A 22,286-nucleotide genomic window follows, 5' to 3' on the forward strand; every position below is an offset into this window, starting at 1 on the left:
GTGTCTCGATTCAGGGGTCCGTTTCCGGGTTTGCCTGCGCGGGGGGGACGTCGCGCAGCCGCCGCGCCAAAGCCATCATCACCAACGGCACCACGGCCATCGACAGGGTGATGGCCAGTACCAGCAAGTCATGCACCTGTGGCGACAACACCTGATGGTCCCGCGCCAGCTTGAACACCACGAAGGCAAACTCGCCCCCAGAGGCCAGCACCACGCCCAGGCACAACGCCTGGGACGGGTTCAGGCCACCGGCCATGCGCCCCAGGCCATACAGCAACGGCAGCTTGATGCTCACCAGCAGCAGCGTCAGCCCCAACACCGCCAGCGGCATGCCCAACAGCAGGTGCAGGTCGGCGCTCATCCCCACGCCCACGAAGAACAGCCCCAGCAGCAAGCCCTTGATCGGTTCGATCTGGGTTTCCAGTTCGTGTCGAAACGGCGACTCGGCCATCAGCACGCCGGCCAGAAATGCCCCTAGCGCCATCGATACGCCCACGTGCTCCATCAACCAGGCAGTGCCCAGCACCACCAGCAAGGCCGTGGCGGTCGACAGCTCGGGCAGGCCCGAACCCACCGTCCACTTGAAAACCGGGGTCAACAGATAGCGACCAAAGATAATCAGCACACCAATGCCCACAGCCACAGCCAGCAACGGCCAGGCCCCTTCGTCGGCAGTGCTGACATCGCCACCGAGCAGCGGCACCACGGCAATCAAGGGAATGGCTGCGATGTCCTGGAACAACAGGATGGCCACAGCCAGGCGGCCGTGGGGCTTGCCCAGGTCCTTGCGCTCGGCCAGTACCTGCAGGCCAAACGCGGTGGAAGACAGCGCCAGGCCCACGCCCAGCACGATGGCGGCCGGCCGCGACTGGTCGAACAGCCAATAGGCCAGGAGCCCAAGCACCACGGCGCTCAGCCCCACTTGCAGCGTACCCACACCGAACAGCGCCCGGCGCATGGTCCACAAGCGCCGGGGCGATAGCTCCAGGCCAATGACGAACAGCAGCATCACCACGCCCATCTCTGACAGGCGCGCCACGTTATCGGGGTTGTTCAGCAGGCCGAGCACCGAGGGGCCGATGAGCATGCCGGCCAGCAGATACCCAGGCACAGCGCCCATCCGCAAACGCTGCGCCAGTGGCACCAGAAGCACCACGGCCAGCAGGAACACCACCGTCGCCTGCAACAGGCTGCCGTCATGTGGCATGAGCTCTTACCCTCGCAGCTCCCCGCAGGGAGGGGTTCAGAAGCGTTCTTCGACGACCTTGAACGGGTAGGCCACAGCCTTGTACTTGCCGATCTTGCCGCGCTTGGGCAGCTTCACCACCTGGTCACGGGTGATGTCCTTGTACGGAATCCGGCTGAGCAGATGGCTGATGATGTTCAGCCGGGCGCGGCGTTTATCGTTGGAATGGGCCATGAACCACGGCGCCCAGGCGGTATCCGACGCGGCGAACATGTCGTCACGCGCCTGGGTGTAGTCATCCCAGCGGGTATACGACTTGAGGTCCATGGGCGAAAGCTTCCACAGCTTGCGGCCATCGTTGATGCGATCCTGCAGGCGGAGGGTCTGCTCCTCGGCGCTGACCTCGAGCCAGTACTTGATGAGGATGATCCCCGACTCGACCATGACCTTTTCGAACACGGGCACACCGGTGAGGAACTTGTCGACGAGTTCGTCGGAGCAAAAGCCCATTACCCGCTCGACGCCCGCACGGTTGTACCAGCTGCGATCGAAGATCACCACCTCGCCCGCTGCGGGCAAATGCCCCAGGTAGCGCTGCAGGTACATCTGGGTTTTTTCCCGCTCGGTCGGTGCCGGCAGCGCCACCACGCGAAACACCCGCGGGCTGACGCGCTCGGTAATGGCCTTGATGGTGCCGCCCTTGCCGGCGCCATCGCGGCCTTCGAAGACGATGCATACCTTGAGCCCCTTGGCCACCACCCACTCCTGCAACTTCACCAGCTCCACATGCAGGTGCTTGAGCGCTTTCTCGTACGCCTTGCCGCCCAGTTTTTCTGGCTGTTCCTGGGTGGGTTTCTTCCTGGACGGCTTCGACATGACATTCTCCTGAAGGCGAATGAAGAGTCAGTATGGTCGATTCATGACGGTTTGCCGCTTCGCTTGCAGATTGGGAGGGGCTGCCTTGCAGCCCCCACGAGGCGCTATTTGGCCAGCTTGTTGTAACTGGTCATCAGGTTGCGGTAGTCCGGGATATGGTTGGAGAACAGGGTACCCAACCCCTCGACGTCGTTACGCCAGTCCCGGTGCAGCTCGCAGGCCACGCCAAACCAGGTCATCAACTGCGCCCCCGCCGCCTCCATGCGCCGCCAGGCCGAATCACGGGTCAGTTCGTTGAAGGTGCCGGAGGCGTCGGTGACGACGAACACCTCAAAGCCCTCCTCCAGCGCCGACAAGGCCGGGAAGGCCACGCACACCTCGGTGACCACACCAGCAATAAGCAGCTGCTTCTTGCCAGTGGCTTTTACCGCTTTGACGAAATCTTCGTTGTCCCAGGCGTTGATGTTGCCGGGGCGTGCGATGTAGGGGGCGTCGGGGAACTGCTCTTTCAGCTCCGGCACCAGCGGGCCGTTGGGGCCGGTCTCGAAGCTGGTGGTGAGAATGGTCGGCAGCTTGAAGTACTTGGCCAGGTCGGCCAGCGCCAGTACGTTGTTCTTGAAACGGTCGGGGTCGATGTCCCTTACCAGCGAGAGCAGACCGGCCTGGTGGTCGACCAGCAGGACGGCGGCGTTGTTCTTGTCCAGACGCTTGTATTGGAAGGTCACGGTGAACTCCTTGCTTCAGCGGGTTGGGAGTATCAGCGTAGGCAAGGATCAAGGGTGGGACAGACCGTCAGTCGGTTCGCTTGTTGTTGCCAGTATCGGCCTCATCGCCGGCAAGCCAGCTCCCACAAGGTACTGTGTCTTCCTTGGGCATCAGGCACGGGGAGATGGCAGAAATGTGGCTGAACATTCGCTGCTGTGAGATGGCAGTTGGATAACTGAGGCAGATCTCAATGGGAGCGGGACGTAGCCTACTTGGCAACCCGACGATACTGCTGCTTGGGACTGCGAGGTGAATTTGGATCTGTCATTTCGATCAAGCCAGCAGCCAAGGCCGGATGCAAATAACTCTTGCGGAATGTGGCACGGTGCGAGAGACCCAGCTGATGCATGAGATCACTTGTCTTCAAAGCAACACCAGCGGGCAGCACCTTGAGAAGATTCGCTACTTGGTCGGTTACTTGGTCGGTTACTTGGTCGCTCTCTTTGGCTTCTACAAGCGCACTTAGCAACGCTTCAAGCATGTACTCGACAAACGGGGTAGCTTCAGCAGCCTGGTCAGCCGCAGCCAGCGCTGCGTAGTAAGCGTCCTGCTGCTCACGGATAACGGTTTCGACCGGCAGGTAGGCCATCGCTGGTCGCCACCGGCTAAGCAGAAGGGTTTGCCATAGCCGTCCCATGCGCCCGTTGCCGTCAGCAAACGGGTGGATGAATTCGAAGAAGCATTGCCATCACTTCACAAATTCCTGAACTGATTATTTGCCTCCAGCGATTTGTCCCCTCTTCAACCACCACCAGAATCGCTTCACCATAATCACAAAAACCGTGAGGCCACTCCCGTGGACCAGACCCTTCAGGTGCGCCAAGCCGCCGCCGACCTCGTTGCCGCGTTCGCCAGCAACGACACCGCCCGCTATTTCGCCTGCTTCAGCGAAGACGCCACGTTCCTCTTCCACACCTTGCCGCAACCGCTGCTGTCGCGCCGTGCCTACGAAGACCTCTGGGCCCAGTGGCAGGCCGATGGTTTTGCCGTGCTTGCCTGCGAGTCGGGCAATGCCCACGTGAGCCTGCAAGGTGACGTGGCGATCTTCATGCACGATGTGGCCACGCATATCCGCATCGCCGGCGAAGAACACCAGTTGAGCGAGCGCGAGACGATCGTCTTCCGCCGCCAGGGTGACCAGTGGCTGGCCTGCCACGAGCACCTGTCGGTCGTCTCGCCGGCCTGAACACCTTTTTACGCGGCCCTGCCGCCCTGCCATCGCACCCACAAGAAGGCCCGCGCACTGCGCCGGCTACAACAACCGCGCTGGAGCATCACCATGAGCCACTCGACCGGTATCGAGACCAACGGCGTCGAACAGATCCCTGATGATCAACGCGACGCCTCCCCGCTGGACCTGTTCCGCCTGATTTTCGGCGGCGCCAATACCTTCGCCACCGCAGTGCTGGGCAGTTTCCCCGTGCTGTTCGGCCTGTCGTTCCAGGCGGGCGTGTGGGCCATTCTGCTCGGCGTTGGCGTGGGCGCGCTGATTCTTGCGCCAATGGGATTGTTTGGTGCGCTTAACGGCACCAACAACGCCGTGTCGTCGGGCGCACACTTTGGCGTGCACGGGCGTATCGTCGGCTCGTTCCTGTCGCTGCTCACGGCGGTGGCGTTCTTCTCGCTGTCAGTGTGGAGCTCGGGCGATGCCCTGGTCGGCGGCGCCAAGCGCCTGGCCGGCCTGCCGGAAACCGACCTCACCCTGGGCCTGGCCTACGGCCTGTTCGCGGTGCTGGTACTGGTGGTGTGCATCTTCGGCTTCCGCTTCATGCTGTGGGTCAACAAGATTGCCGTGTGGGCTTCAAGCCTGCTGTTCCTGCTGGGCATCGTCGCCTTCGCCGGGCCTTTCGATGCCGGCTACGCAGGCAGCGTCAACCTTGGCCAGGCAGGCTTCTGGGCGGCATTCGTCGGCGCGGCGATCCTGGCCATGAGCAACCCGGTGTCGTTCGGCGCCTTCCTGGGCGACTGGTCGCGCTATATCCCGCGTGAAACGCCCAAGGCACGCATCATGCTGGCGGTAATTGCCGCCCAGGGCGCAACGCTGATTCCGTTCCTGTTCGGCCTGTGCACCGCAACTTTGGTAGCGACCCAGGCACCGGACTACATCGCCGCCAACAACTATGTGGGTGGCCTGCTGGCGGTGGCGCCAAGCTGGTTCTTCCTGCCGGTATGCCTGATTGCGGTGATCGGCGGCATGTCCACCGGCACCACTGCGCTGTATGGCACCGGCCTGGACATGTCCAGCGTGTTCCCGCGCCTGCTCAGCCGCGCTGGCGCCACGCTGCTGATAGGCGTGCTGGCGATCGGCTTCATCTTCATCGGCCGTTTCACCTTCAACCTGGTGCAGAGCGTGTCGACCTTTGCGGTCCTCATCATCACCTGCACTAGCCCGTGGATGGTGATCATGATCCTCGGCCTTGTCACTCGCCGCGGCTTCTACCACGCCGATGACCTGCAGGTATTCACCCGCGGCCAGCGTGGTGGCCATTACTGGTTCCTGCATGGCTGGAACTGGCGCGGCATGGGGGCGTGGCTCCCCAGCGCTGCGGTCGGCCTGTGTTTCGTCAACCTGCCCGGGCAGTTCGTCGGCCCGCTGGGCGACCTCGCTGGCGGCATCGACCTGAGCCTGCCGGTCACCCTGGGGCTGGCTGGCGTGCTGTACCTGCTGCTGCTCAACCTGTTCCCTGAACCTGCTGGCGTGTATGGCCCCCAGGGCCCGCGTTGGGTGCGTTGCAAAAGCACCGCGCACACGCCTGTGACCACTGCCGAAATGGCCTGACTGGAAACCGACCATGACCAATTCCCACTACATCGCCGGCCGCTGGGTCGAAGGCCAAGGCAGCGACTGCATCAGCGTCAACGACCCTGCGCTGGGGCAACCGTTCGCCGAGTTCATGGCTGCCAGCGTGGCCCAGGTCGACCAGGCCGTAACCGCTGCCCGCAGCGCCCTGCCCGCCTGGAAAACCACCAGCGCCAGCGAACGCGCGGCCTACCTGCGCGGCTTTGCCGAACAGCTCGGGCAACGCCGCGAAGCGTTGATCACCTTGCAGATGCGCAACAACGGCAAGCCGCGGCACGAAGCCGAGATCGACCTGGACGACGCCATCGCCACCTTCGGCTACTACGCCGAGCTGGCCGAGCAACTGCCTGCCAAGAATCGCGACGTGCCACTGGCCGCCCCAGGCTTCACCGCGCGCACTCGCCTTGAGCCGGTGGGTGTGGTCGGCCTGATCGTGCCGTGGAACTTCCCGCTGGTGACCAGCGCCTGGAAGCTAGCCCCGGCGCTGGCTGCGGGCTGCACCGTGGTGCTCAAGCCGTCGGAAGTCACCCCGCTGATCGAACAGGCCTACGGCCAGATCGCCGACGCCCTGGGCCTGCCGGCCGGGGTGCTGAACATCGTCAACGGCAAGGCCGAGACTGGCGCCGCACTGAGCAACCACAACGGCCTGGACAAACTGTCGTTCACCGGCAGCAACAGCGTCGGCAGCCAGGTAATGCGCAGCGCGTCGGCGCAGTGCCGGCCGGTGACGCTGGAGCTGGGCGGCAAGTCGGCCATCGTGGTGTTTGACGATTGCGATGTCGACCAGGCGGTCGAGTGGATTGTCGCCGGCATCAGCTGGAACGCGGGGCAGATGTGTTCGGCCACCTCGCGGCTGCTGGTGCAGGACGGTATCGCCGATGCGCTGCTGCCACGCTTGCAGGCGGCACTGGAAAACCTGCGGGTTGGCAATCCGCTGACCGAAGAGGTCGACATGGGCCCGCTGACCAGCCAGGCCCAGTGGCTGAAGGTGGCCAGCTACTTTGCCACGGCGCGGGAAGAAGGCTTGCAGTGCCTGGCCGGTGGCAAGGCGTTGGACCGCGACGGCTGGTTCGTCAGCCCTACGCTGTACACCGATGTGCCGAAACACAGCCGCCTGTGGACCGAGGAAATCTTTGGCCCGGTGCTGTGTGCACGCCGGTTTGCCAGTGAGGAACAGGCGATTGCCGAGGCCAACGATAGCCGCTTCGGGCTGGTCGCGACGGTTTGCTCTGCCGATTTGGACCGCGCCGAGCGCGTGGCCGATGCGCTGGAGGTTGGCCATGTGTGGATCAACTCGGTGCAGGCGGTGTTCGTCGAAACCTCGTGGGGCGGTACCAAGGGTAGTGGCATCGGCCGTGAACTGGGGCCTTGGGGGTTGTCGGCCTACCAATCGGTCAAGCATGTGACCCGTTGCCTCGGCTGATATCGCAAGGGGCCGCGTTGCGGCCCATTCGCGGGTAAACCCGCTCCCACAAGTACGGCGCTGTCCTTGAAAATTGCACTGAACCTGTGGGAGCGGGTTCACCCGCGAAGAGGCCGGTACAGGTGGAACAAAACTCCGCCCCGCGTGACTTTCCCCGCCCGCTGCAAAGTCCCACTTCCTGGTACCCCAACAATCACAACACCAGGCCGGACCACCCATGCACCCTCAACGCACCGCCTTGCACAACGAATTGCACGCCCGCCCGTCGCTGTACTTCGACGGCCCTGCGCATGTCTTCCACCTGGCCTTGCTCGGCGGTGATGCTGCCTGTGCAGCGCTGCTGCAACGCTGCTGCCCGGAGGCCCTGGACACCGCTGCCGCCCAAGGCATCACCCGCCTGGATGGCCACCCGTTCAAGTGGGAACGCCACACCGAGTTCTTCACCCTGACACTGGTGGTGCCCTGCAGTAACACCGGGACTGAATGGCAGCCCCTGCCGCCGGTGCTGGCCGAGGCAATTGCCCCGCAGGCAGCGCAGGTAATCAACGCCGTGCAGGTGCTGGTGCGTGACGAACAGGACCTGAACCTGGCCCACTACGGTTTCAAGGACCCGTGCGGCTCGTGCGTTGGCGGGGGCGATGCGGTGGTGTGGAGCGATTTCCGCCTGACCGAAGATGGCACCAACCGTTTCCTGTTCATCAACCGCCGCCTCAATGCCTACCGCCAGGGCCGCATGATCCGCCGTCTGCTGGAAATCGAGACGTACCGCATGATGGCCTCGCTGACCCTGGCTACGGCCAAGGCCCTGAGCCACGAACTGGACACTTTCGACAAGACTCTGGTCAGCCTTTCGGAGCGTAGTGCCGGGGGGGACGGCCATGACTCCAAAGGGCTGCTGGACGCCATTGCCCACTTGTCACGCCAGGTGGTCAGCCACACGGTGAAAACCCGCCATCGCTTCGGCGCCACCCAAGCCTATGCGCAACTGGTGTTCGAACGCCTGGGCGAGCTGCGGGAAAGCCATGTGGGCGACTGCCAGCGCCTGGGGGTGTTCATCGAGCGTCGGTTCAAACCGACTGTGCGCTATTGCGCGGCTACCGAACAGCGGCTGGAGCAACTGGCGAAGAACGTGGCAAACCTGGGCGATCTGTTGCAGGCGCGGGTGCAGGTAGAGATGGAAGAACAGAACGCCGAGATCCTGCGCAGCCTCAATGCCCGCGCTGATGCCCAGGTGAAGATCCAGCGGGCGGTAGAGGGGCTGTCGATCATTGCCATCACCTACTACCTGCTGAATTTGTTCAAGCTGCTGTATGGCGGGCTGAATGTGCTGGGGTTGGGGCTGACGGCGCGCGATGGATTGCTGGCCATGGCGCCGCCGGTGCTGCTGGTGTTGTTGGTGATTCTGCTGCGGATCAAGCAGGCCAAGCAGCATTGAATTTGGGGGGGCGCAATGCGCCCCGCTCTTTACACCAATTCATCAGCGGGGCGCGTACCCTCTTGCACCAGCACCATGCTCTGCGGCGAAGACAGCGGAATACCTTCATCACGCAGCCGCCCAAGAATGGTGAACAGCAGGTCGCTGCGGGTACCCGATACCTGCCGCGGCCCCGCCACGTAACCACTGACGCCAATCACCATGCCACTGGCCGTCAGGTCCTTGAACGACACCGAAGTGGCGGGCGCATCCAGAATCGCCTCATGCTCGTGGTACGCCGCCAACAACAGCTCGCGTACCCGGTTGGCATCGGTCTCCAGTGGCAGGGTCAGGCTAATGCCGACCACGCCCAGCGCATTGCCCATGGTCACGTTGCGCACGTTCTGCGAAATGAACTGCGAGTTCGGCACGATCACCGTCGAGCGGTCGGACATCTGGATTTCGGTGGCACGCACGTTGATGCGGCGGATATCACCCTCGACGCCCGCCAGGCTGACCCAGTCGCCCACCTTGACGGGGCGCTCGGTGAGCAGGATCAGGCCGGATATGAAGTTCTGCACGATCTGCTGCAGACCAAAACCGATACCTACCGACAGGGCACTGACTACCCAGGTGAGGCTGGTGAGGTTGATGCGCAGGGTCGACATGACCAGCATGGCCAGGAACAGAAAGCCCAGGTAACCCACCAGGGTCACCAGCGAGGCGCGCATGCCGGCGTCCATGTCGGTTTCCGGCAGCAGGCGTTCACTCAGCCAGCGCTTGACCACGCGAATGGCGAACAGGCCGCCGAAGAAAATCGCCAGCGCCAGCAGGATGTCCTGCGGCACGATGTTGAGGTTGCCAAGCAGCTTGCCGCCGGTGCCGTCCCAGTCGCCCAGGCTCATCAGCAACTCGCTGGGGCTGGTGCCCGACGGCATCAGCGCCAGCAACAGTGCCAGGAACAGCACGATGGTACGGCCGATGCCGGCCAGGATGGTGCTGGCCTGCGCCTGGTGGCGAGGCGCCAGGCCCAAGGTGGAGGCCAGCGCCAAGCCACCTGGCTGGCGTGGCGACAGCAAGGTTTCGCACAGGTCACCGAAGAAGGTGGTCAGCAGGTACGCACAGGTGACCACCAGGCTGACCCACAGCAATTTGGCGGTGAGGAAGTAGGCGAGCGTCAGGTAGCCGGTAAGCAGTGCCAGCAAGATCAGCGTCAGCCAGACAACCATCACGAACGGGATCAGCCCGACCAGACCGGTGGGGCGCTCCAGGTCATGCTTGCGCAGGGTTCGGCGATAACGCAGCAGCGCCCCGGCAAAGATGAACGCCACGACCAGCGCGGTGAGGCCATTGACCGCCACGGTCAGCGCCAGGCTGGCGCCGATGACGCTGTTGATGCGCTCCATGGTCATCATCACCATCAGCGCCAAGGCCAGTACCTTGGGGAACCAACCGAGCGCACTGGCCACTTCGTCATGCATCGGCGGCAGGCGCCAGGACGGGCGCTGCAGCATCAGCATGGCGCGGCCCAGGCCGGTGATGAAGGCGCTGAACACCACCAGGGTGAGGATGTGGTTGACCAGGCTGGCGATATCCGAGCCCAGCTCGGCGCTGCTCTCCAGCCCCCAGCGCAGCAGCGATACAGAGCCGGCAATGGTACCCAGGGTTGCCAGGCTGACGCCCAGGGCCAAGGCGCTGCGGCGCAAGCGGCCCTCGGGCAACCAGCCGACCATGGCACTGGCCAGCAGGCGCTCGAGCACGCGCCGCACCAAGGTCCAGACCAGAATCGCCGCCACCAGGCTGGTGATGAACAGCCAGCGGTTTTCGGCGCTGAAGGCACTGCCGATGGCGTCGGCCGCCTCGCCGCGCAGGTCACGCAGACGCGCCACGTCGTCCTGGGTGGGGCGGATGATGCTCTGCCAGAACGCCGGGGTCAGTGGCGAGGCCGCGCGGCTGGTGATTTGCGAGTTGAACTGGCTACGGCGCAGGTTGACGATTTGCGTGGAAAGGTCGCGGGCCGACTGATTCAGCTTGGTGGCCTGGTCCTGCTGGGTTACCAGCGCTTTTTTCTCGGCCTCCAGCGCTTTGCGCTGCTGGGTCAGGGTGGCGGCCTCGTCCGGCTGCACCGGGCCGATGACCTTGAGCTTGTCCTCGAGCTTTTCTATGTCGGCGGTGCGCTGTGCACTCAATGCATCAGCCTGGCGCTGAACCTGCATCGCCGCCAGGCGCAACTGCGACAGCAAGTCGTCGTTGGCCTCGCTGGTAACGCCCTGGCGGATCAGGTCCAGCCGGTCGCTCAGCTGTTCGATGCTGGCGTTTTCATCCAGCGCTGGCGCTTCGGCAGCCGCCAGATTGGACAATGGCGTGGCCGGCGCCGACCAGGCCGGGCTGGCAATGGCCAGCATCAGGGCCAGCAGAACCATCAGGCCTGGGCAATAACGGGCAAGGCTGACACGCCTCATCGAAGTATCCTCTTTACAACTCGATTTGGCGGGGGATTCTACGCGGCTTCAGGCAATCAGGAGAGTGCCGTCTCTCGCTTGAGCAGTTGCTGTTTGCGCTCGACACCCCAACGGTAGCCGCTGACGTCGCCGTCCCGACGCACCACCCTATGGCAGGGGATGGCCACGGCGATGTGGTTGGCCGCACAGGCCATGGCCACTGCGCGCACCGCTTTGGGCGCACCGATACGTTCGGCAATGTCGGTGTAGCTGACCCGGCTCCCGGCCGGCACCTCGCGCAACGCCTGCCACACCCGCTCCTGAAACGCCGTACCTTGCACATCCAGCGGCAGCGCCAGGCCCAACGCCGGGGCTTCGACAAAGCCCACCACTTCGGCGACCAACTGTTCGTAGGCGCTGTCGCCACCGATCAGGCGGGCCTTGGGGAACTGGTCCTGCAGGTCGTGCAGCAGGGCCTCAGGGTCGTCGCCCAGCAGAATCGCGCAAATGCCCTTCTCGCTCTGGGCCACCAGGATCGCCCCCAGCGAACACTGGCCGAGGGCAAAGTGGATGGTGGCCCCTGCGCCACCGGCGCGGTACTGGCGGGGGCGCATGCCCAGGCGCTGATCGGCGCTATCGTAGAAGCGGCTGTTGGAGTTGAAGCCGGCATCGTAGATGGCGTCGGTGACTGAACGCTGGCCATCTTCCAGGTGCTCCCGCAGGCGCCGGGCACGGAAGGCGGTGGCATAGGCCTTGGGGGTAACGCCGGTTTCGGCCTTGAACAGGCGGTGCAGGTGGAAGGGGCTGACGGCCAGTTGCGCACTGAGCTGGTCGAGGCTGGGCGCAGGGTCGCTGGTTTCGATCAGGCGGCAGGCGCGGGTGACCAGTTGGCTATGGCGGGTGGTGCTGGCCTTGCTGATACAACGCTTGCAGGCACGGTAACCCGCAGCTTCGGCGGCAGCGGGGGTGTCGTAGAACTCGACATGGGTGCGCTTGGCCATGCGTGATTTGCAGCCGGGATGGCAGTAGACGCCGGTGGTGCGTACGGCGTAGACGAAGTGGCCTGTGGCGGTGGAGTCGCGGGACTCGACGGCTTGCCAGCGTTGGTCGGGGGTGGTGTAGAGCGTCATGGGTTAGCTTCCAGATAAGTTGTCGCCTGTACCGGCCTCTTCGCGGGCACGCCCGCTCCCACAGATCCTCTGCAGGGTTCGAGCCTTGCGCGGTCCCTGTGGGAGCAGGCATGCCCGCGAAAGGGCCAGTACAGGCGATGCATAAACCTCAGGCCCGCCACAGGTACCAGGCCGCCACGGTTCGAAACGGCCGCCAGCCGCCGCCCAGCGAGCGCATCTGCGCAGGTGTCGGCGCCTTGTCCAGCCCCTTCAGCCGTCGGTACCCCTCGCGCACGCCAAAATCGTCCACCGGCAGAATGTCCGAACGCTCCAGGCTATAGATCAGCAGCATCTCCACCGTCCATCGCCCTACCCCGCGCAAGGCTACCAGGCGTTCGATCAGTGCCTCGTCGGCCATGGCCAATGCCTCTTCCCGCGTCGGCACCAGGCCTTCCAGCCGTGCCTGGGCAATGCCTTGCACCGTGGCCATCTTGCTTGCCGAGAACCCACAGGCGCGCAGGGTTTCCGGGCTGACCGTCAGCAACTGCTGGGGCGTCGGGAACGCAACCTCCGGGAACAATGCCAGCAACCGGCCAAGGATCGCTTCGGCAGCCCGGGCATGCAGTTGCTGGTAGGCAATCGCCCGCACCAGCGCTTCGTAAGGCTCACGCCCCGGCGTGGCCTGGTGCAGGCAAGGCCCGATTGCAGCAATGTGCCGCGACCAGTCCGGGTCGAGTGCTGCCAGGTATTCAGTGGCCTCGCAGTAGGCCTCGGGTGAAAGGTCGGCCAGAATCATGGCGCCTCCAACAGGTTGAATGCAGGCCCAGCTTAGCTCAGCCGTTCATCGGCTAAACGCCAGTTCTTGCGCGGCTAATTCCTGGCATACCATTGCCCTGCGTCGCGTTCCCCGCATAGAATTGAGAACTATTCACAATCGCACAGTTCACAAGGCCGGGTCTTCGCTACGATGCAGATCAACGACACGCTCAAGCCGACCGAGGTCGCTCTGCTCTACCAGGCCCACCATAGCTGGCTGCGCGGCTGGTTGCGCAACCGCGTAGGTTGCAGCGAGCATGCCGCCGACCTGGCCCAGGATACCTTCGTGCGGCTGCTGCGGGCCCGCCAGGCTTCACCACTGAAAGAGCCACGCGCCTATCTCAGCAGCATCGCCCGTGGCCTGATGATCGACCAGTTCCGCCGTCGCGCACTGGAACACGCCTACCAGCAAAGCCTGGCCCACCTGCCCGAAGCCGAGGTACCCAGCGAAGAGCACCGCCTGGTCATTCTCGATGCCCTGCACCGCCTCGACCGTGCCCTGCACCAGCTCAAGCCGCGTGTTCGCCAGGCGTTTCTGCTGGCTCAACTGGACGGCTTGAGCATCGTGCAGATCGCCCAGCAGCTGGAGGTGTCGCGGGCCACCGTGGAGCGCGACCTGGCCAAAGCCTTGGGCGTCTGCTACCGGTTACGTTATGCCGATGCATGAGCCCGCGCCAGCGCAGGCGCAGGTCGACCAGGCCATCGACTGGCTGGTGAAGCTGCGCTTCGACCGCCCCAGCGCACATACCGAGCAGCAATTCCAGCACTGGCTGGCCAGCCACCCGCACAACCCGCTGGCCTGGCAACGGGTCAGCCAACTCGGCGACGAACTGGCCGGGCTGCCCAAGGACCTGAGCCGGCGCACCCTGGACGGCAGCCAGCGCCAGCGCAGCAGCCGCCGTGACCACCTCAAGTTACTGAGCCTGCTGGCCGTGGGCGGCAGCCTGGGCTGGGCCACGCGCGAACCTCTGGGCCTGCCGCAACTGCTGGCCGACAGCAGCACCGCCACGGGTGAACGGCGCCAGTGGCAAGTCAGCGATGGCAGCCATATACAGCTCAACACTGCCAGCGCCATCGACCTGCATTACAGCGCCGAGCAACGCCAGTTGGAACTGGTACGTGGCGAGGTCAGCCTGGACAGCAACCCCAACGATACCCGTCCGTTCTACATCGACACCCGCATCGGCACGCTGACCACCCTCAACGGCCAGTTGCTGCTGCGTGAAAACAACCAAGGCCTGCTGCTGGCAGTGCGACGTGGTGAAGTTACGCTGTTCCCCACGTCGGCCACACCGCGCCAGGTGCATTCGGGCGAAACGGTACAGGTGGGGGCCAATGGCAGTGTCCACACGGTGGCGCTGCACAGCGACCCTTGGGGCTGGACCGACGGCGTGCTCAGCGTGCAGCAGATGCCACTGGGCGAGTTTGTCGCAGAGCTCGCCCGCTACCGCCCGGGCCTGTTGCGCTGCGCCCCTGAGGTGGCGAACTTGAAGGTCTCAGGCACCTATCAGTTGGCCGATACCGGTCAGATTCTGCAGTTGCTAACCCGCAGCCTGCCGGTACGTGTCGACTACAAAACGCGCTACTGGGTAAGCATTGGCGCAGCCTGAAAAGCACATCACTCCGCCACGGCGCGCATGCGGCCCGCGCGTCGGTACGATTGCCGGGCAAAACACACGAACAACCCGGCCATCAGCGCCAGTGCCATGGGCAGGCCATGCGGGGCCACATCCATCGCCGCACCACTCACCAGCGGGCCGATCAGGCTACCAACGCCCCACAACAACCCCACACTGGCATTGGCAGTGACCAGGTCCTGGCCTTTGAAACGCTGCCCGATCAGCACCAGCGCCAGGGTATAGATGCCCCCCGCCACCGCGCCCAGCACCACCAGCAGCGGCCAAAGCAGCCAGGTCATGTTCAGCAGCCACGGCAGGCCGATGCCAATCGACATCGCCACCAACCCGCACACCAGGTGTAGCCCGGTGCGCTCCACCCGGTCGGCCAGCCAGCCCAACGGCAGCTGGAACAGCATGTCGCCGGCAAACACCACGGTCACCATCAACGCCGCCACGCCCACGGCAAAGCCATGGCTGGTGGCGTACACCGGCAACAGCGACAGCACCACCGCATCGAAGAACGAGAAGAACAGCACCGCCACACATAGCGCAGGTGCCACGCGGAAGAACCCGGCCAGGCCGAAGCTCTTGTCGCCCTCCTCATGCTCGACATGGTCATTGGGTACGGTCAGCACGATGCACAGCAACGCCAGGCCATAGCAGGCGGTGACCACTCCGGTGATCCACGGGCTGTTGGCGCCCAGCACCGCGAGCATGGCCGGGCCCAGCACCTGGAAGCCGGTAAAGCTGGTGGCATAAAGGGCCATGATCTTGCCGCGATTGTGCTCAGGGCACAGCTCGTTGACCCACGACTCGCCGAGGATGATGGCGATGCCCATACCCAGCCCCAGGCCCAGGCGCAGCAGCGCCAGCAACCACAGCGAGCCGAAAGCCGATTCGAGCAGGGCGATGCTGACGGTGCACAGGCTGAAACTCAGCAGGTAGATGGTGCGCCGGGTGAGGTGGCGGCAGCAGGCATCGACCAGGAACGCCGAGAGCATCATGCCCGCAGCGGGGATGGCCGAGATGATGCCGATTTCCAGGGTACTCGCCCCGGCCTCATGCAGGCGCAACGACACCAGCGGCAGGCTGGCCCCCAGGCTGAAGCCCACGACGGAAACGGCGAACAACAGGCCCGCCAGCAAACGCATGTTCATGTACCACTCCTTGCAAACCAGAAAGACGTGCAGACACAGGCGCGCACGCCGAGGCGGCGAGCGACGCAAAAGCGCAGATCAGTTCAGGCGAGGTGTGGCGAGAAGGTGAAGGCAAACAGCACGCTGCGGCGACGCTTGAGTACCGTATCGCTCGGCCAGGCACGACGCAGGGCCTGGAGGGCAGGCTGGCGGGCATGTGGGAGGGACGGGTTACGGCGCATTGCTTTGGCTACTACGCAGGTGGTGGGTAAAAAGAGGCGGCACTCTAGCTACCTCAAGGGGGGGTAGTCAATCGGCCAGGGGCCTCTACGAGGCCCATTCGCAGCACAAGGCTGCTCCTACAGGGAGCGCGTGCTGCCTGTAGGAGCAGCCTTGTGCTGCGAATGGGCTGCAAAGCAGCCCCCAGCGATTTCAGCGTTTACCTGTAGACGGCAAGAACACCGCCAGCAACCCGAACAACGGCAGGAACGAGCATAGCCCGTACACATACTCGATACCGCGCAGGTCCGCCACATACCCCAGCAGCGCCGCGCCAATGCCGCCAAAGCCGAACATCAACCCGAAGAAGATGCCGGCGATCATGCCCACGCTACCCGGCACCAGTTCCTGCGCATACACCACGATCGCGGAAAACGCCGAGGCCAGGATAAAGCCGATCACCACGCTCAGCACGGTGGTCCAGAACAGGTCGGCATACGGCAGCGCCAAGGTGAACGGCGTCACCCCCAGGATCGAGAACCAGATCACGGCCTTGCGCCCTATGCGGTCACCGATCGGGCCGCCAAAGAACGTGCCCGCCGCCACTGCCCCCAGGAACAGGAACAGGTGCAACTGCGAGCTGGCCACCGACACATCGAACTTCTCGATCAGGTAGAAGGTGAAGTAGCTGGTGAAGCTGGCCATGTAGAAGTACTTGGAGAACACCAGCAGGCCCAGCACGATCAGCGCCGCGATCACCCGATTGCGTGAAATGCCATGGGTGGCCTGCACCGCCTTGCGCGCCTTGGCCTGGTTGAGGTGCTCCTTGTACCAGCTACGCAGCATCAGGGTTACACCGAGGAAGAACAACGCCGCCAGGCCGAACCAGGCCACGTGGGTCTGGCCGAACGGAATGACGATGGCCGCCGCCAGCAACGGGCCCAGTGCGGAGCCGGTGTTGCCGCCCACCTGGAAGGTCGATTGGGCGAGGCCGAAGCGCCCGCCAGAGGCCAGGCGCGCAATACGCGAGGTTTCCGGGTGGAACGTCGACGAGCCTATGCCCACCAGCGCCGAAGCCAGCAGAATCATCGGGAAGCTGCCGACGAATGCCAGCATCACGATGCCCACCAGCGTGCACAAGGTGCCGAGCGGCAAGAGGTTCGGCGTTGGGCGGCGGTCAGTAAAAAAGCCGACCCAGGGTTGCAGCAGCGAAGCGGTGATCTGGAACGTCAGGGTGATCAGGCCGATCTGGGCGAAGCTCAGGTCGTAATTGGCCTTGAGCATCGGGTAGATCGCCGGCAGCACCGACTGGATCAGGTCGTTGATCAAGTGCGCCAGGGCGCAGAAGCCGATGATGCGCATTACCAGCGGCGTCGCTTGGCTCGCCGCTGCGCTGGTGGACGCCGTGGAGGCGCTACTGGTGGCCATGTGCCTGAATCTCCGTCCGCAGTTTGGGATCCGATTATCGGGAAACAAATAGATACATAGCTACCTTTTTTATCCCTCCGTCGTAACGTACTTGAAAATGGTTCTCAATATAATTAGCATCCTCGACCCATACCCCTGTCATCGTTGGGCGAAACGGCCCCTATCGTGAGCAGACTGAACCCATGAGCCCGATGCCCGCCAAGCAGCTGCAGCAGTCCGACCCACAGCAAGAAGCGCTGGAATGGTTTTCGCTGTTGCGCCAGCCCGGTTGCGACGAAACCCAGCGCCAGGCATTTGCAGCCTGGTGCCAGGTACCCGAAAACGCCCACGCCTACGCCGAGCTGGAAACGTTCTGGCAACAGCTGCAACCACCACCCGCCCGCCCTCGCCCACGGCACGTCACGGTACGCCGCAGCCACCTGGGCAAATGGCTGGCGCTGGTGTTCCTGGTCGGGTTGGCCGCCGCAACCTACCTGTACTGGCCGCTGCTGCAGCGCCTGGCCAGCGAGTTGCACACCGACGTGGGCGAGCGGCGCAGCACACGCCTGGCGGATGGAACTACCCTGAACCTGGACAGCGCCAGCGCAATGAACATCGACCTGCGCGGCCGCACCCGCCAACTGCATTTGGTGCAAGGCCAGGTGTCCCTGGAAGTCGTGCTCGACGGCCGGGCCATGGAAGTGGACGTGGGCAACGCACGCATCCAGGTGTTCGGCACCCGCCTGCAGGTAGCCCGCCATGCCGGTCATGATGAACTTGTCGTACTCAGTGGCAAGGCCATGGTCACCCAGGGGGGGGAACAGCGCATGGTCTCTGAAGGCGAGCGGGTCACCTTCAATGACACACGCATCGACCCGGTGCAGAAGGCTGACCTGAAAACCGCAGACAGCTGGCGCAACGGCCGCCTGAAAGCCACCGACATGCCATTGGGGCAGGTGCTGGAGCGCCTTGCCGGCTATCAGGGGCAGCGCGTGTGGATGATGGATGAACAGATGGCCCACCGGCGCGTCAGCGGCGATTTCAACCTCGACCGGGCTGGCGAAACCCTGCAATCCCTGGCGGCGGCCCAGCATCTGCAGCTTCAGGGCGTGCTCGGGCACTGGCTGGTGGTGCACTGAAACCAAGCCCGGCCGCTAAGTTTTTGAAAGCGTGCAAATTTTTTTTGAAATGAGTGTTGACAGAGGGCCCGTTCAAGAGAATAATGCGCGCCATCGGCTACATAGCTCAGTTGGTTAGAGCATAGCATTCATAATGCTGGGGTCCGGGGTTCAAGTCCCTGTGTAGCCACCAAACAAGACGAAGGGCTTACCGCAAGGTAAGCCCTTTTTCTTTGCCTGCGAAAAAGCTGCACGCTTTCAATTTGAGCAAGCAGCTACCCCCAACATGCAAACGCCCCTCAACGAATCCCCGTCACCGCCACTGCCAGCCCAAGCCCGATCAAAGCCAGCCCGATGACGCGATCCACCAGCACTTGCCGGTCGATCATCGCCTTGCGCAACGCAGTACTGGAGAAAAACACTGCAACCAGGCTGAACCACAGCCAATGGGCAAAGGACATGAACGCGCCGTAGGCGAAATCCAGCGCCAGCGGGCTGCCCGGCTGCACCACCTGGGTGAAAGCGCTGATAACGAACAACATGGTCTTGGGGTTCAGGGCATTGGTCAAAAAGCCCGTGCGCAGGGCGCTCAGCACGCTGGCGGCGGGTTGACTGCCGCCCTCGAGGTGGATGCGCTGAGTGTTGGTCAGCGACTTGTAGCCCAGGTAGATCAGGTAACCCGCACCGAGCACTTTCATGACCAGGAACAGCGCCGGGCTCTGGCTGATGATCACGGCAATGCCCAACACCGTGTACAGCACGTGCACCTGCACCCCCAACGCGATGCCGATCGCGGCGGCCAGCCCGGCCTTGCGGCCTTGTGCATAACTGCTGCGGGTGACCATGGCGAAATCGGCGCCAGGGCTGATGACGGCGAGCAAGGTGAACAGGGCGACGGCGATGATTTCGGTCATGCTGATGGCTCTCGATAGGCGATGAAAATGCACAGGCCAGGGGATTATCGAGGGCTTATGAACCAGGAAAAATCGATTTATAGTGCGGCATATCTGATAGTTTTACTCACAGATAATTAGCCCCTGCACCGGCCTCTTCGCGGGTAAACCCGCTCCCACAGGTAATGTGCTTTTCTCAGGTGTGATGAGATCCCTGTGGGAGCGGGTTCACCCGCGAAGAGGCCGGCACAGGCAAAAAGGGATGCCATGAAACTGCCGCCGCTCAACGCCTTCCGCTACTTCGACATCGCCGCCCAGACCGAGAGCTTCGTGCGCGCCGCCGAGCACCTGCACGTCACCCACGGCGCGGTCAGCCGCCAAATACGCCTGCTTGAAGAAAGCCTTGGCGTGGCGCTGTTCGAGCGCCGTAACCGGGCCATCTTCCTCACCTCCGCCGGCCGTGCCCTGCAAGGCACCACCCAGGCGATCTTCGAACAGCTCGAAGGCGCCGTGCAGCGCTTGCAACAACAGGCGCGCGACAATGTGCTGGTGCTGTCCTGCGAGCCGACCATCGCCATGCGCTGGCTGATCCCGCGCCTGCCCCGCTTCCATGCTGACCACCCCGACCTGCAGTTGCACCTGGTGGCCGCCGGCGGGCCGCTGGACTTCGCCCGCAGCGGTGTCGACCTGGCAATCCGCCGCGACGACTTCCACTGGGACAACCAGCTGTTCAATCAAAAAATCTGCGACGAATGGATCGGCCCGGTGTGCCACCCCACCTCCCCCACCCAGCTCGACGGCCAACGCCTGCTGCACAGCACCACCCGCCCCGCTGCCTGGCCCACCTGGCTGCGCCTCAGCGGCCAGCAGGCGCGGCACAACGAACGCAGCGACTACGAACACTTCTACCTGACGATCCAGGCCGCCAGCGCTGGCCTGGGCCTGGCCATGGCCTCAGCCCTGATGGTGCGCGACGAACTCGACAGCGGGCAGCTGCAGGCACCGTTCGGTTTTGTGCGCGATGGCTCGGCTTATCACCTGCTTAGCCCACAGCCCCTGGACGACAGCGGCAAGCGCCAGCGCTTCGCCGAGTGGGTAATGGGCGAGTGCCAGCGCTGCCTGGCTCACTTGGGTTTGACGCAGAACGACGACCCCGCGCTGCCATCGCCGCCCCAGGTGCGATAGCCCGCGGTATCCAGATGGATGCGCCCCGACGGGTAGCGCCCCAGGCCCATGCTCCACGCCTGGCCATGCTGCTGCCAGAAACGGCACAGCGGGTTAGGGTCGGCCCAGGCCGGCAACAGAATATCGACGGCGAAGGCGCGGGTATGGGCACTGTTGGCAGCACCGCCTGCGCACGTATTCAGACGAGGGTCGCGATAGGCCGAAACCACCTCGAACTGGCGCAGGATGCCTTGGTCGTCGAGGGTCTTGATCAGCGAAAGGGTCGAGCGTACAGCCGGCCAGTTGCTGGCAGGCGGCACGGCGAAGGGAGACGCGTGGCACAGCTTCCAGTCCGAGGCCGAACGCAGCAGTTGGTGGATAGGCACAACACCGTAAAGACGGGCATCCACCAGCATTTCACGAAAGGGACGGGTTTGATGGTCGCCGGCCCACTGGGCGAATATCCACAGGTCGCGTTGGTCGGCGTGGGCAGTACCCGCTATCAACAGGCCTGCCGCCAGAAGCAGTTTTTTCATTCTTCATCCATCCCTGCATAGAGAACAAAGAAAGCTGCGCGCTGGATGGCACCGACTATGCCAGGTCAATCCTCAAGCAGGGTGCAGGCCATCACCAGGGCATCTTCACGGCCACCGGCAATTGGATAATAGTCGCGGCGGCGGCCTATTTCGTTGAAACCGTAGCGCTCGTACAGACGATAGGCCGACTGGTTGCTGGCGCGAACTTCCAGGAAGCATTCGCGGCCATTGAGCTGGTAGGCCCGGGCCATCAGGTGCTCCAGCAGGCGCAGGCCCAAGCCGCGCCCTTGGTTTTCCGGTTTGACGGTGATGTTGAGCAGGTGCGCCTCGTCGATGATCACGTTGATCACACCATGGCCAACCTGCTGCTGGCCATCGAACATCAGCCAGACTTCGTACGACTTGAGAGCATCCTGAAAGATCCCGCGGGTCCAGGGGTGACTGAACGCGGCGTATTCGATCTTAAGTACGGCTTCCAGATCCGCCTCGGTCATCGGGCGGAAACTGATCGATTCACTCATTCAACGCTCTTCCAGCGCGCCATCAGCTGGCGCATGGCTTTCCAGACGTCCGCCTTGCGCTGCGGCTCGTCCATCAACAATTCAAGGCCCGGCAGCGCCCAGGCATCGCCCAGGCCGTCAAGCTCAAGGGTTTGGTAATAGGCCTCGGCATCGGCATTGGCGGCAAAGCGCAGTGCCGGCAAGCCGATCAGCCACAGGCAGGTACTCGGGGCGTCTTCCAGGCGCGCCTGGACAAAGCCCCGGACGAAGTCACGCGCGGCTTCGGGGCCCTGGTCCATGTTGCCGCGTACCAGCAACGGCCAGCGCACCGGTTCGCCGATGATCTGCGGGGCGTCAGGCAGGCCGGCGGCGCGCAGCATGTCCTTGAGCAGCAGGTAGGACGGGTCGCGGCTCTGGAACGGCTGGCCGGTGGCCAGTTCGACCAGCAGCAGGCAGCTGCCAGCGCGCAGCAACTGCAACGAGAAGCGCGGTGGTGGCACCGGGGCCGGGCGTGGTAGTACGGGCTGCTCTTCGGGCTCGACGGGTTTGGCGGCGGGCTTGGGCACGCTACCCGGGCGCGGGATCTCGATTTTCGGCCGCTCACCGGAGCGGACCTGCGGGCTGACGGGCGCTTCGTTTGCAGCTGGTACAGGCCTGACTTCGAAGTCGATGTCCTCGACCGGCACCACCGGCAATAGCAGCTCGGGGCGCGACGGTGCGGCGAACGGCAGTTCGGCGCGCGGCAGCCAGTGCACCACTTGCATGGCGGAAAGGTAGGCGCGGCGACGGGGTTCGGTCAGCAAGGGGCGGGTATCCGAGGGGCTCAAGACAGTTGGGCATTCTAACGTGTACGCCTTGGTTTTT

Annotated in this window: 21 protein-coding genes, 1 tRNA gene and 1 pseudogene; 9 read left to right on the forward strand and 14 right to left on the reverse strand. The window is 63.9% G+C overall.

From position 1 onward, the window contains the following. Positions 1 to 10 precede the first annotated feature (10 nt). The 4 genes and pseudogenes from ABI582_RS21955 to ABI582_RS21970 all read right to left on the reverse strand — a co-directional run. On the reverse strand, positions 11 to 1,207 hold the full coding sequence (locus tag ABI582_RS21955) for a monovalent cation:proton antiporter-2 (CPA2) family protein (RefSeq protein WP_442120250.1): 1,197 nt from the start codon (positions 1,205 to 1,207) through the stop codon (positions 11 to 13). A 36-nt stretch (positions 1,208 to 1,243) separates the two neighbouring features. Further along, entirely contained in the window at positions 1,244 to 2,062 is an 819-nt protein-coding gene (ppk2, locus tag ABI582_RS21960) for a polyphosphate kinase 2 (RefSeq protein WP_016501519.1), read from the reverse strand. A 104-nt stretch (positions 2,063 to 2,166) separates the two neighbouring features. Further along, positions 2,167 to 2,787: an isochorismate family cysteine hydrolase YcaC gene (ycaC, locus tag ABI582_RS21965; protein ID WP_016484856.1), complete on the reverse strand. Its 621-nt coding sequence runs from the start codon at positions 2,785 to 2,787 to the stop codon at positions 2,167 to 2,169. Between the two features lie 248 nt (positions 2,788 to 3,035). Further along, a pseudogene (locus ABI582_RS21970) lies at positions 3,036 to 3,503 on the reverse strand (Fic family protein); the annotation flags it as partial. Positions 3,504 to 3,623: 120 nt separating this feature from the next. On the opposite strand from ABI582_RS21970, the gene ABI582_RS21975 reads away from it, so the two are divergent. From ABI582_RS21975 to ABI582_RS21990, 4 genes are all read left to right on the forward strand, one after another. Further along, entirely contained in the window at positions 3,624 to 4,013 is a 390-nt protein-coding gene (locus tag ABI582_RS21975) for a YybH family protein (protein WP_338746043.1), read from the forward strand. A 93-nt stretch (positions 4,014 to 4,106) separates the two neighbouring features. Further along, a complete protein-coding gene (locus ABI582_RS21980) occupies positions 4,107 to 5,606 on the forward strand; it encodes a purine-cytosine permease family protein (RefSeq protein WP_442120251.1) in 1,500 nt (499 codons plus the stop codon). Between the two features lie 13 nt (positions 5,607 to 5,619). Beyond that, the gene (locus ABI582_RS21985; RefSeq protein ID WP_442120252.1) at positions 5,620 to 7,050 is read left to right on the forward strand and encodes an aldehyde dehydrogenase family protein; all 1,431 of its coding nucleotides are present in this window, start codon (positions 5,620 to 5,622) and stop codon (positions 7,048 to 7,050) included. 217 nt (positions 7,051 to 7,267) lie between these two features. Next, the gene (locus ABI582_RS21990; protein ID WP_442120253.1) at positions 7,268 to 8,485 is read left to right on the forward strand and encodes a DUF3422 domain-containing protein; all 1,218 of its coding nucleotides are present in this window, start codon (positions 7,268 to 7,270) and stop codon (positions 8,483 to 8,485) included. Between the two features lie 29 nt (positions 8,486 to 8,514). Here ABI582_RS21990 and ABI582_RS21995 read toward each other — a convergent pair whose 3' ends face one another. The 3 genes from ABI582_RS21995 to ABI582_RS22005 form a co-directional block, all read right to left on the reverse strand. Continuing rightward, positions 8,515 to 10,926, reverse strand: coding sequence for a DUF3772 domain-containing protein (locus ABI582_RS21995; protein WP_442120254.1), 2,412 nt, complete (start codon positions 10,924 to 10,926; stop codon positions 8,515 to 8,517). Positions 10,927 to 10,982: 56 nt separating this feature from the next. Beyond that, complete coding sequence (gene ada / locus ABI582_RS22000) at positions 10,983 to 12,035, reverse strand: bifunctional DNA-binding transcriptional regulator/O6-methylguanine-DNA methyltransferase Ada (protein ID WP_442120255.1); 1,053 nt, start codon at positions 12,033 to 12,035, stop codon at positions 10,983 to 10,985. 148 nt (positions 12,036 to 12,183) lie between these two features. Beyond that, on the reverse strand, positions 12,184 to 12,810 hold the full coding sequence (locus tag ABI582_RS22005) for a DNA-3-methyladenine glycosylase family protein (protein WP_138737759.1): 627 nt from the start codon (positions 12,808 to 12,810) through the stop codon (positions 12,184 to 12,186). Positions 12,811 to 12,981: 171 nt separating this feature from the next. On the opposite strand from ABI582_RS22005, the gene ABI582_RS22010 reads away from it, so the two are divergent. Both ABI582_RS22010 and ABI582_RS22015 read left to right on the forward strand, forming a co-directional pair. Continuing rightward, the gene (locus tag ABI582_RS22010; RefSeq protein ID WP_442120256.1) at positions 12,982 to 13,497 is read left to right on the forward strand and encodes a sigma-70 family RNA polymerase sigma factor; all 516 of its coding nucleotides are present in this window, start codon (positions 12,982 to 12,984) and stop codon (positions 13,495 to 13,497) included. Continuing rightward, positions 13,484 to 14,440, forward strand: a complete 957-nt coding sequence (locus ABI582_RS22015) for a FecR domain-containing protein (RefSeq protein ID WP_442120257.1) — start codon at positions 13,484 to 13,486, stop codon at positions 14,438 to 14,440. The genes ABI582_RS22010 and ABI582_RS22015 overlap by 14 nt, the downstream gene beginning before the upstream one ends. An 8-nt stretch (positions 14,441 to 14,448) precedes the next feature. On the opposite strand, the gene ABI582_RS22020 is transcribed toward ABI582_RS22015, so the two are convergent. The 3 genes from ABI582_RS22020 to ABI582_RS22030 form a co-directional block, all read right to left on the reverse strand. Beyond that, on the reverse strand, positions 14,449 to 15,606 hold the full coding sequence (locus tag ABI582_RS22020; protein WP_338746034.1) for an MFS transporter: 1,158 nt from the start codon (positions 15,604 to 15,606) through the stop codon (positions 14,449 to 14,451). Positions 15,607 to 15,689: 83 nt separating this feature from the next. Continuing rightward, positions 15,690 to 15,827: a hypothetical protein gene (locus ABI582_RS22025; protein WP_016484845.1), complete on the reverse strand. Its 138-nt coding sequence runs from the start codon at positions 15,825 to 15,827 to the stop codon at positions 15,690 to 15,692. A gap of 190 nt (positions 15,828 to 16,017) precedes the next feature. Beyond that, a complete protein-coding gene (locus ABI582_RS22030; protein ID WP_338746033.1) occupies positions 16,018 to 17,232 on the reverse strand; it encodes an MFS transporter in 1,215 nt (404 codons plus the stop codon). 191 nt (positions 17,233 to 17,423) lie between these two features. Here ABI582_RS22030 and ABI582_RS22035 point away from each other — a divergent pair, with 191 nt between their 5' ends. Both ABI582_RS22035 and ABI582_RS22040 read left to right on the forward strand, forming a co-directional pair. Further along, a complete protein-coding gene (locus ABI582_RS22035) occupies positions 17,424 to 18,350 on the forward strand; it encodes a FecR family protein (protein ID WP_442120299.1) in 927 nt (308 codons plus the stop codon). A gap of 95 nt (positions 18,351 to 18,445) precedes the next feature. Next, positions 18,446 to 18,522 (forward strand) — tRNA-Met (locus ABI582_RS22040). A 106-nt stretch (positions 18,523 to 18,628) separates the two neighbouring features. Here the strand turns inward: ABI582_RS22040 and ABI582_RS22045 are convergent. Next, complete coding sequence (locus ABI582_RS22045; RefSeq protein ID WP_016501533.1) at positions 18,629 to 19,243, reverse strand: LysE family translocator; 615 nt, start codon at positions 19,241 to 19,243, stop codon at positions 18,629 to 18,631. 246 nt (positions 19,244 to 19,489) lie between these two features. On the opposite strand from ABI582_RS22045, the gene ABI582_RS22050 reads away from it, so the two are divergent. Further along, complete coding sequence (locus tag ABI582_RS22050) at positions 19,490 to 20,407, forward strand: LysR substrate-binding domain-containing protein (protein ID WP_063423703.1); 918 nt, start codon at positions 19,490 to 19,492, stop codon at positions 20,405 to 20,407. Here the strand turns inward: ABI582_RS22050 and ABI582_RS22055 are convergent. The 3 genes from ABI582_RS22055 to ABI582_RS22065 form a co-directional block, all read right to left on the reverse strand. Then, on the reverse strand, positions 20,347 to 20,922 hold the full coding sequence (locus tag ABI582_RS22055; protein ID WP_442120258.1) for a D-Ala-D-Ala carboxypeptidase family metallohydrolase: 576 nt from the start codon (positions 20,920 to 20,922) through the stop codon (positions 20,347 to 20,349). The two genes, ABI582_RS22050 and ABI582_RS22055, sit on opposite strands and share 61 nt — an antisense overlap. A gap of 65 nt (positions 20,923 to 20,987) precedes the next feature. After that, positions 20,988 to 21,443 carry a ribosomal protein S18-alanine N-acetyltransferase gene (rimI, locus tag ABI582_RS22060; RefSeq protein ID WP_016484839.1) on the reverse strand — a complete coding sequence of 152 codons (456 nt, stop codon included), beginning with the start codon at positions 21,441 to 21,443 and terminating at the stop codon, positions 20,988 to 20,990. Beyond that, positions 21,440 to 22,225, reverse strand: coding sequence for an energy transducer TonB (locus ABI582_RS22065; protein ID WP_442120259.1), 786 nt, complete (start codon positions 22,223 to 22,225; stop codon positions 21,440 to 21,442). Before ABI582_RS22065 ends, rimI begins: the two co-directional genes overlap by 4 nt. Between the last annotated feature and the right edge of the window lie 61 nt (positions 22,226 to 22,286).

The organism is Pseudomonas sp. SAS7 (assembly GCF_052112345.1).
GTDB classification, from domain to species: Bacteria; Pseudomonadota; Gammaproteobacteria; order Pseudomonadales; family Pseudomonadaceae; genus Aquipseudomonas; species Aquipseudomonas putida_Q.

Coding starts and splice junctions, on each gene's coding strand:
- ABI582_RS22035 (WP_442120299.1), top strand. CDS start 17,424: ATGCCCGCCAAGCAGCTGCAGCAGTCCGACCCACAGCAAGAAGCGCTG.
- ABI582_RS22020 (WP_338746034.1), bottom strand. CDS start 15,606: ATGAACATGCGTTTGCTGGCGGGCCTGTTGTTCGCCGTTTCCGTCGTG.
- ABI582_RS22015 (WP_442120257.1), top strand. CDS start 13,484: ATGCCGATGCATGAGCCCGCGCCAGCGCAGGCGCAGGTCGACCAGGCC.
- rimI (WP_016484839.1), bottom strand. CDS start 21,443: ATGAGTGAATCGATCAGTTTCCGCCCGATGACCGAGGCGGATCTGGAA.
- ABI582_RS22010 (WP_442120256.1), top strand. CDS start 12,982: ATGCAGATCAACGACACGCTCAAGCCGACCGAGGTCGCTCTGCTCTAC.
- ppk2 (WP_016501519.1), bottom strand. CDS start 2,062: ATGTCGAAGCCGTCCAGGAAGAAACCCACCCAGGAACAGCCAGAAAAA.
- ABI582_RS21955 (WP_442120250.1), bottom strand. CDS start 1,207: ATGCCACATGACGGCAGCCTGTTGCAGGCGACGGTGGTGTTCCTGCTG.
- ABI582_RS22025 (WP_016484845.1), bottom strand. CDS start 15,827: ATGCGCCGTAACCCGTCCCTCCCACATGCCCGCCAGCCTGCCCTCCAG.
- ABI582_RS21995 (WP_442120254.1), bottom strand. CDS start 10,926: ATGAGGCGTGTCAGCCTTGCCCGTTATTGCCCAGGCCTGATGGTTCTG.
- ada (WP_442120255.1), bottom strand. CDS start 12,035: ATGACGCTCTACACCACCCCCGACCAACGCTGGCAAGCCGTCGAGTCC.
- ABI582_RS21985 (WP_442120252.1), top strand. CDS start 5,620: ATGACCAATTCCCACTACATCGCCGGCCGCTGGGTCGAAGGCCAAGGC.
- ABI582_RS22030 (WP_338746033.1), bottom strand. CDS start 17,232: ATGGCCACCAGTAGCGCCTCCACGGCGTCCACCAGCGCAGCGGCGAGC.
- ABI582_RS22050 (WP_063423703.1), top strand. CDS start 19,490: ATGAAACTGCCGCCGCTCAACGCCTTCCGCTACTTCGACATCGCCGCC.
- ABI582_RS22045 (WP_016501533.1), bottom strand. CDS start 19,243: ATGACCGAAATCATCGCCGTCGCCCTGTTCACCTTGCTCGCCGTCATC.
- ABI582_RS21980 (WP_442120251.1), top strand. CDS start 4,107: ATGAGCCACTCGACCGGTATCGAGACCAACGGCGTCGAACAGATCCCT.
- ABI582_RS22005 (WP_138737759.1), bottom strand. CDS start 12,810: ATGATTCTGGCCGACCTTTCACCCGAGGCCTACTGCGAGGCCACTGAA.
- ABI582_RS22055 (WP_442120258.1), bottom strand. CDS start 20,922: ATGAAAAAACTGCTTCTGGCGGCAGGCCTGTTGATAGCGGGTACTGCC.
- ABI582_RS21990 (WP_442120253.1), top strand. CDS start 7,268: ATGCACCCTCAACGCACCGCCTTGCACAACGAATTGCACGCCCGCCCG.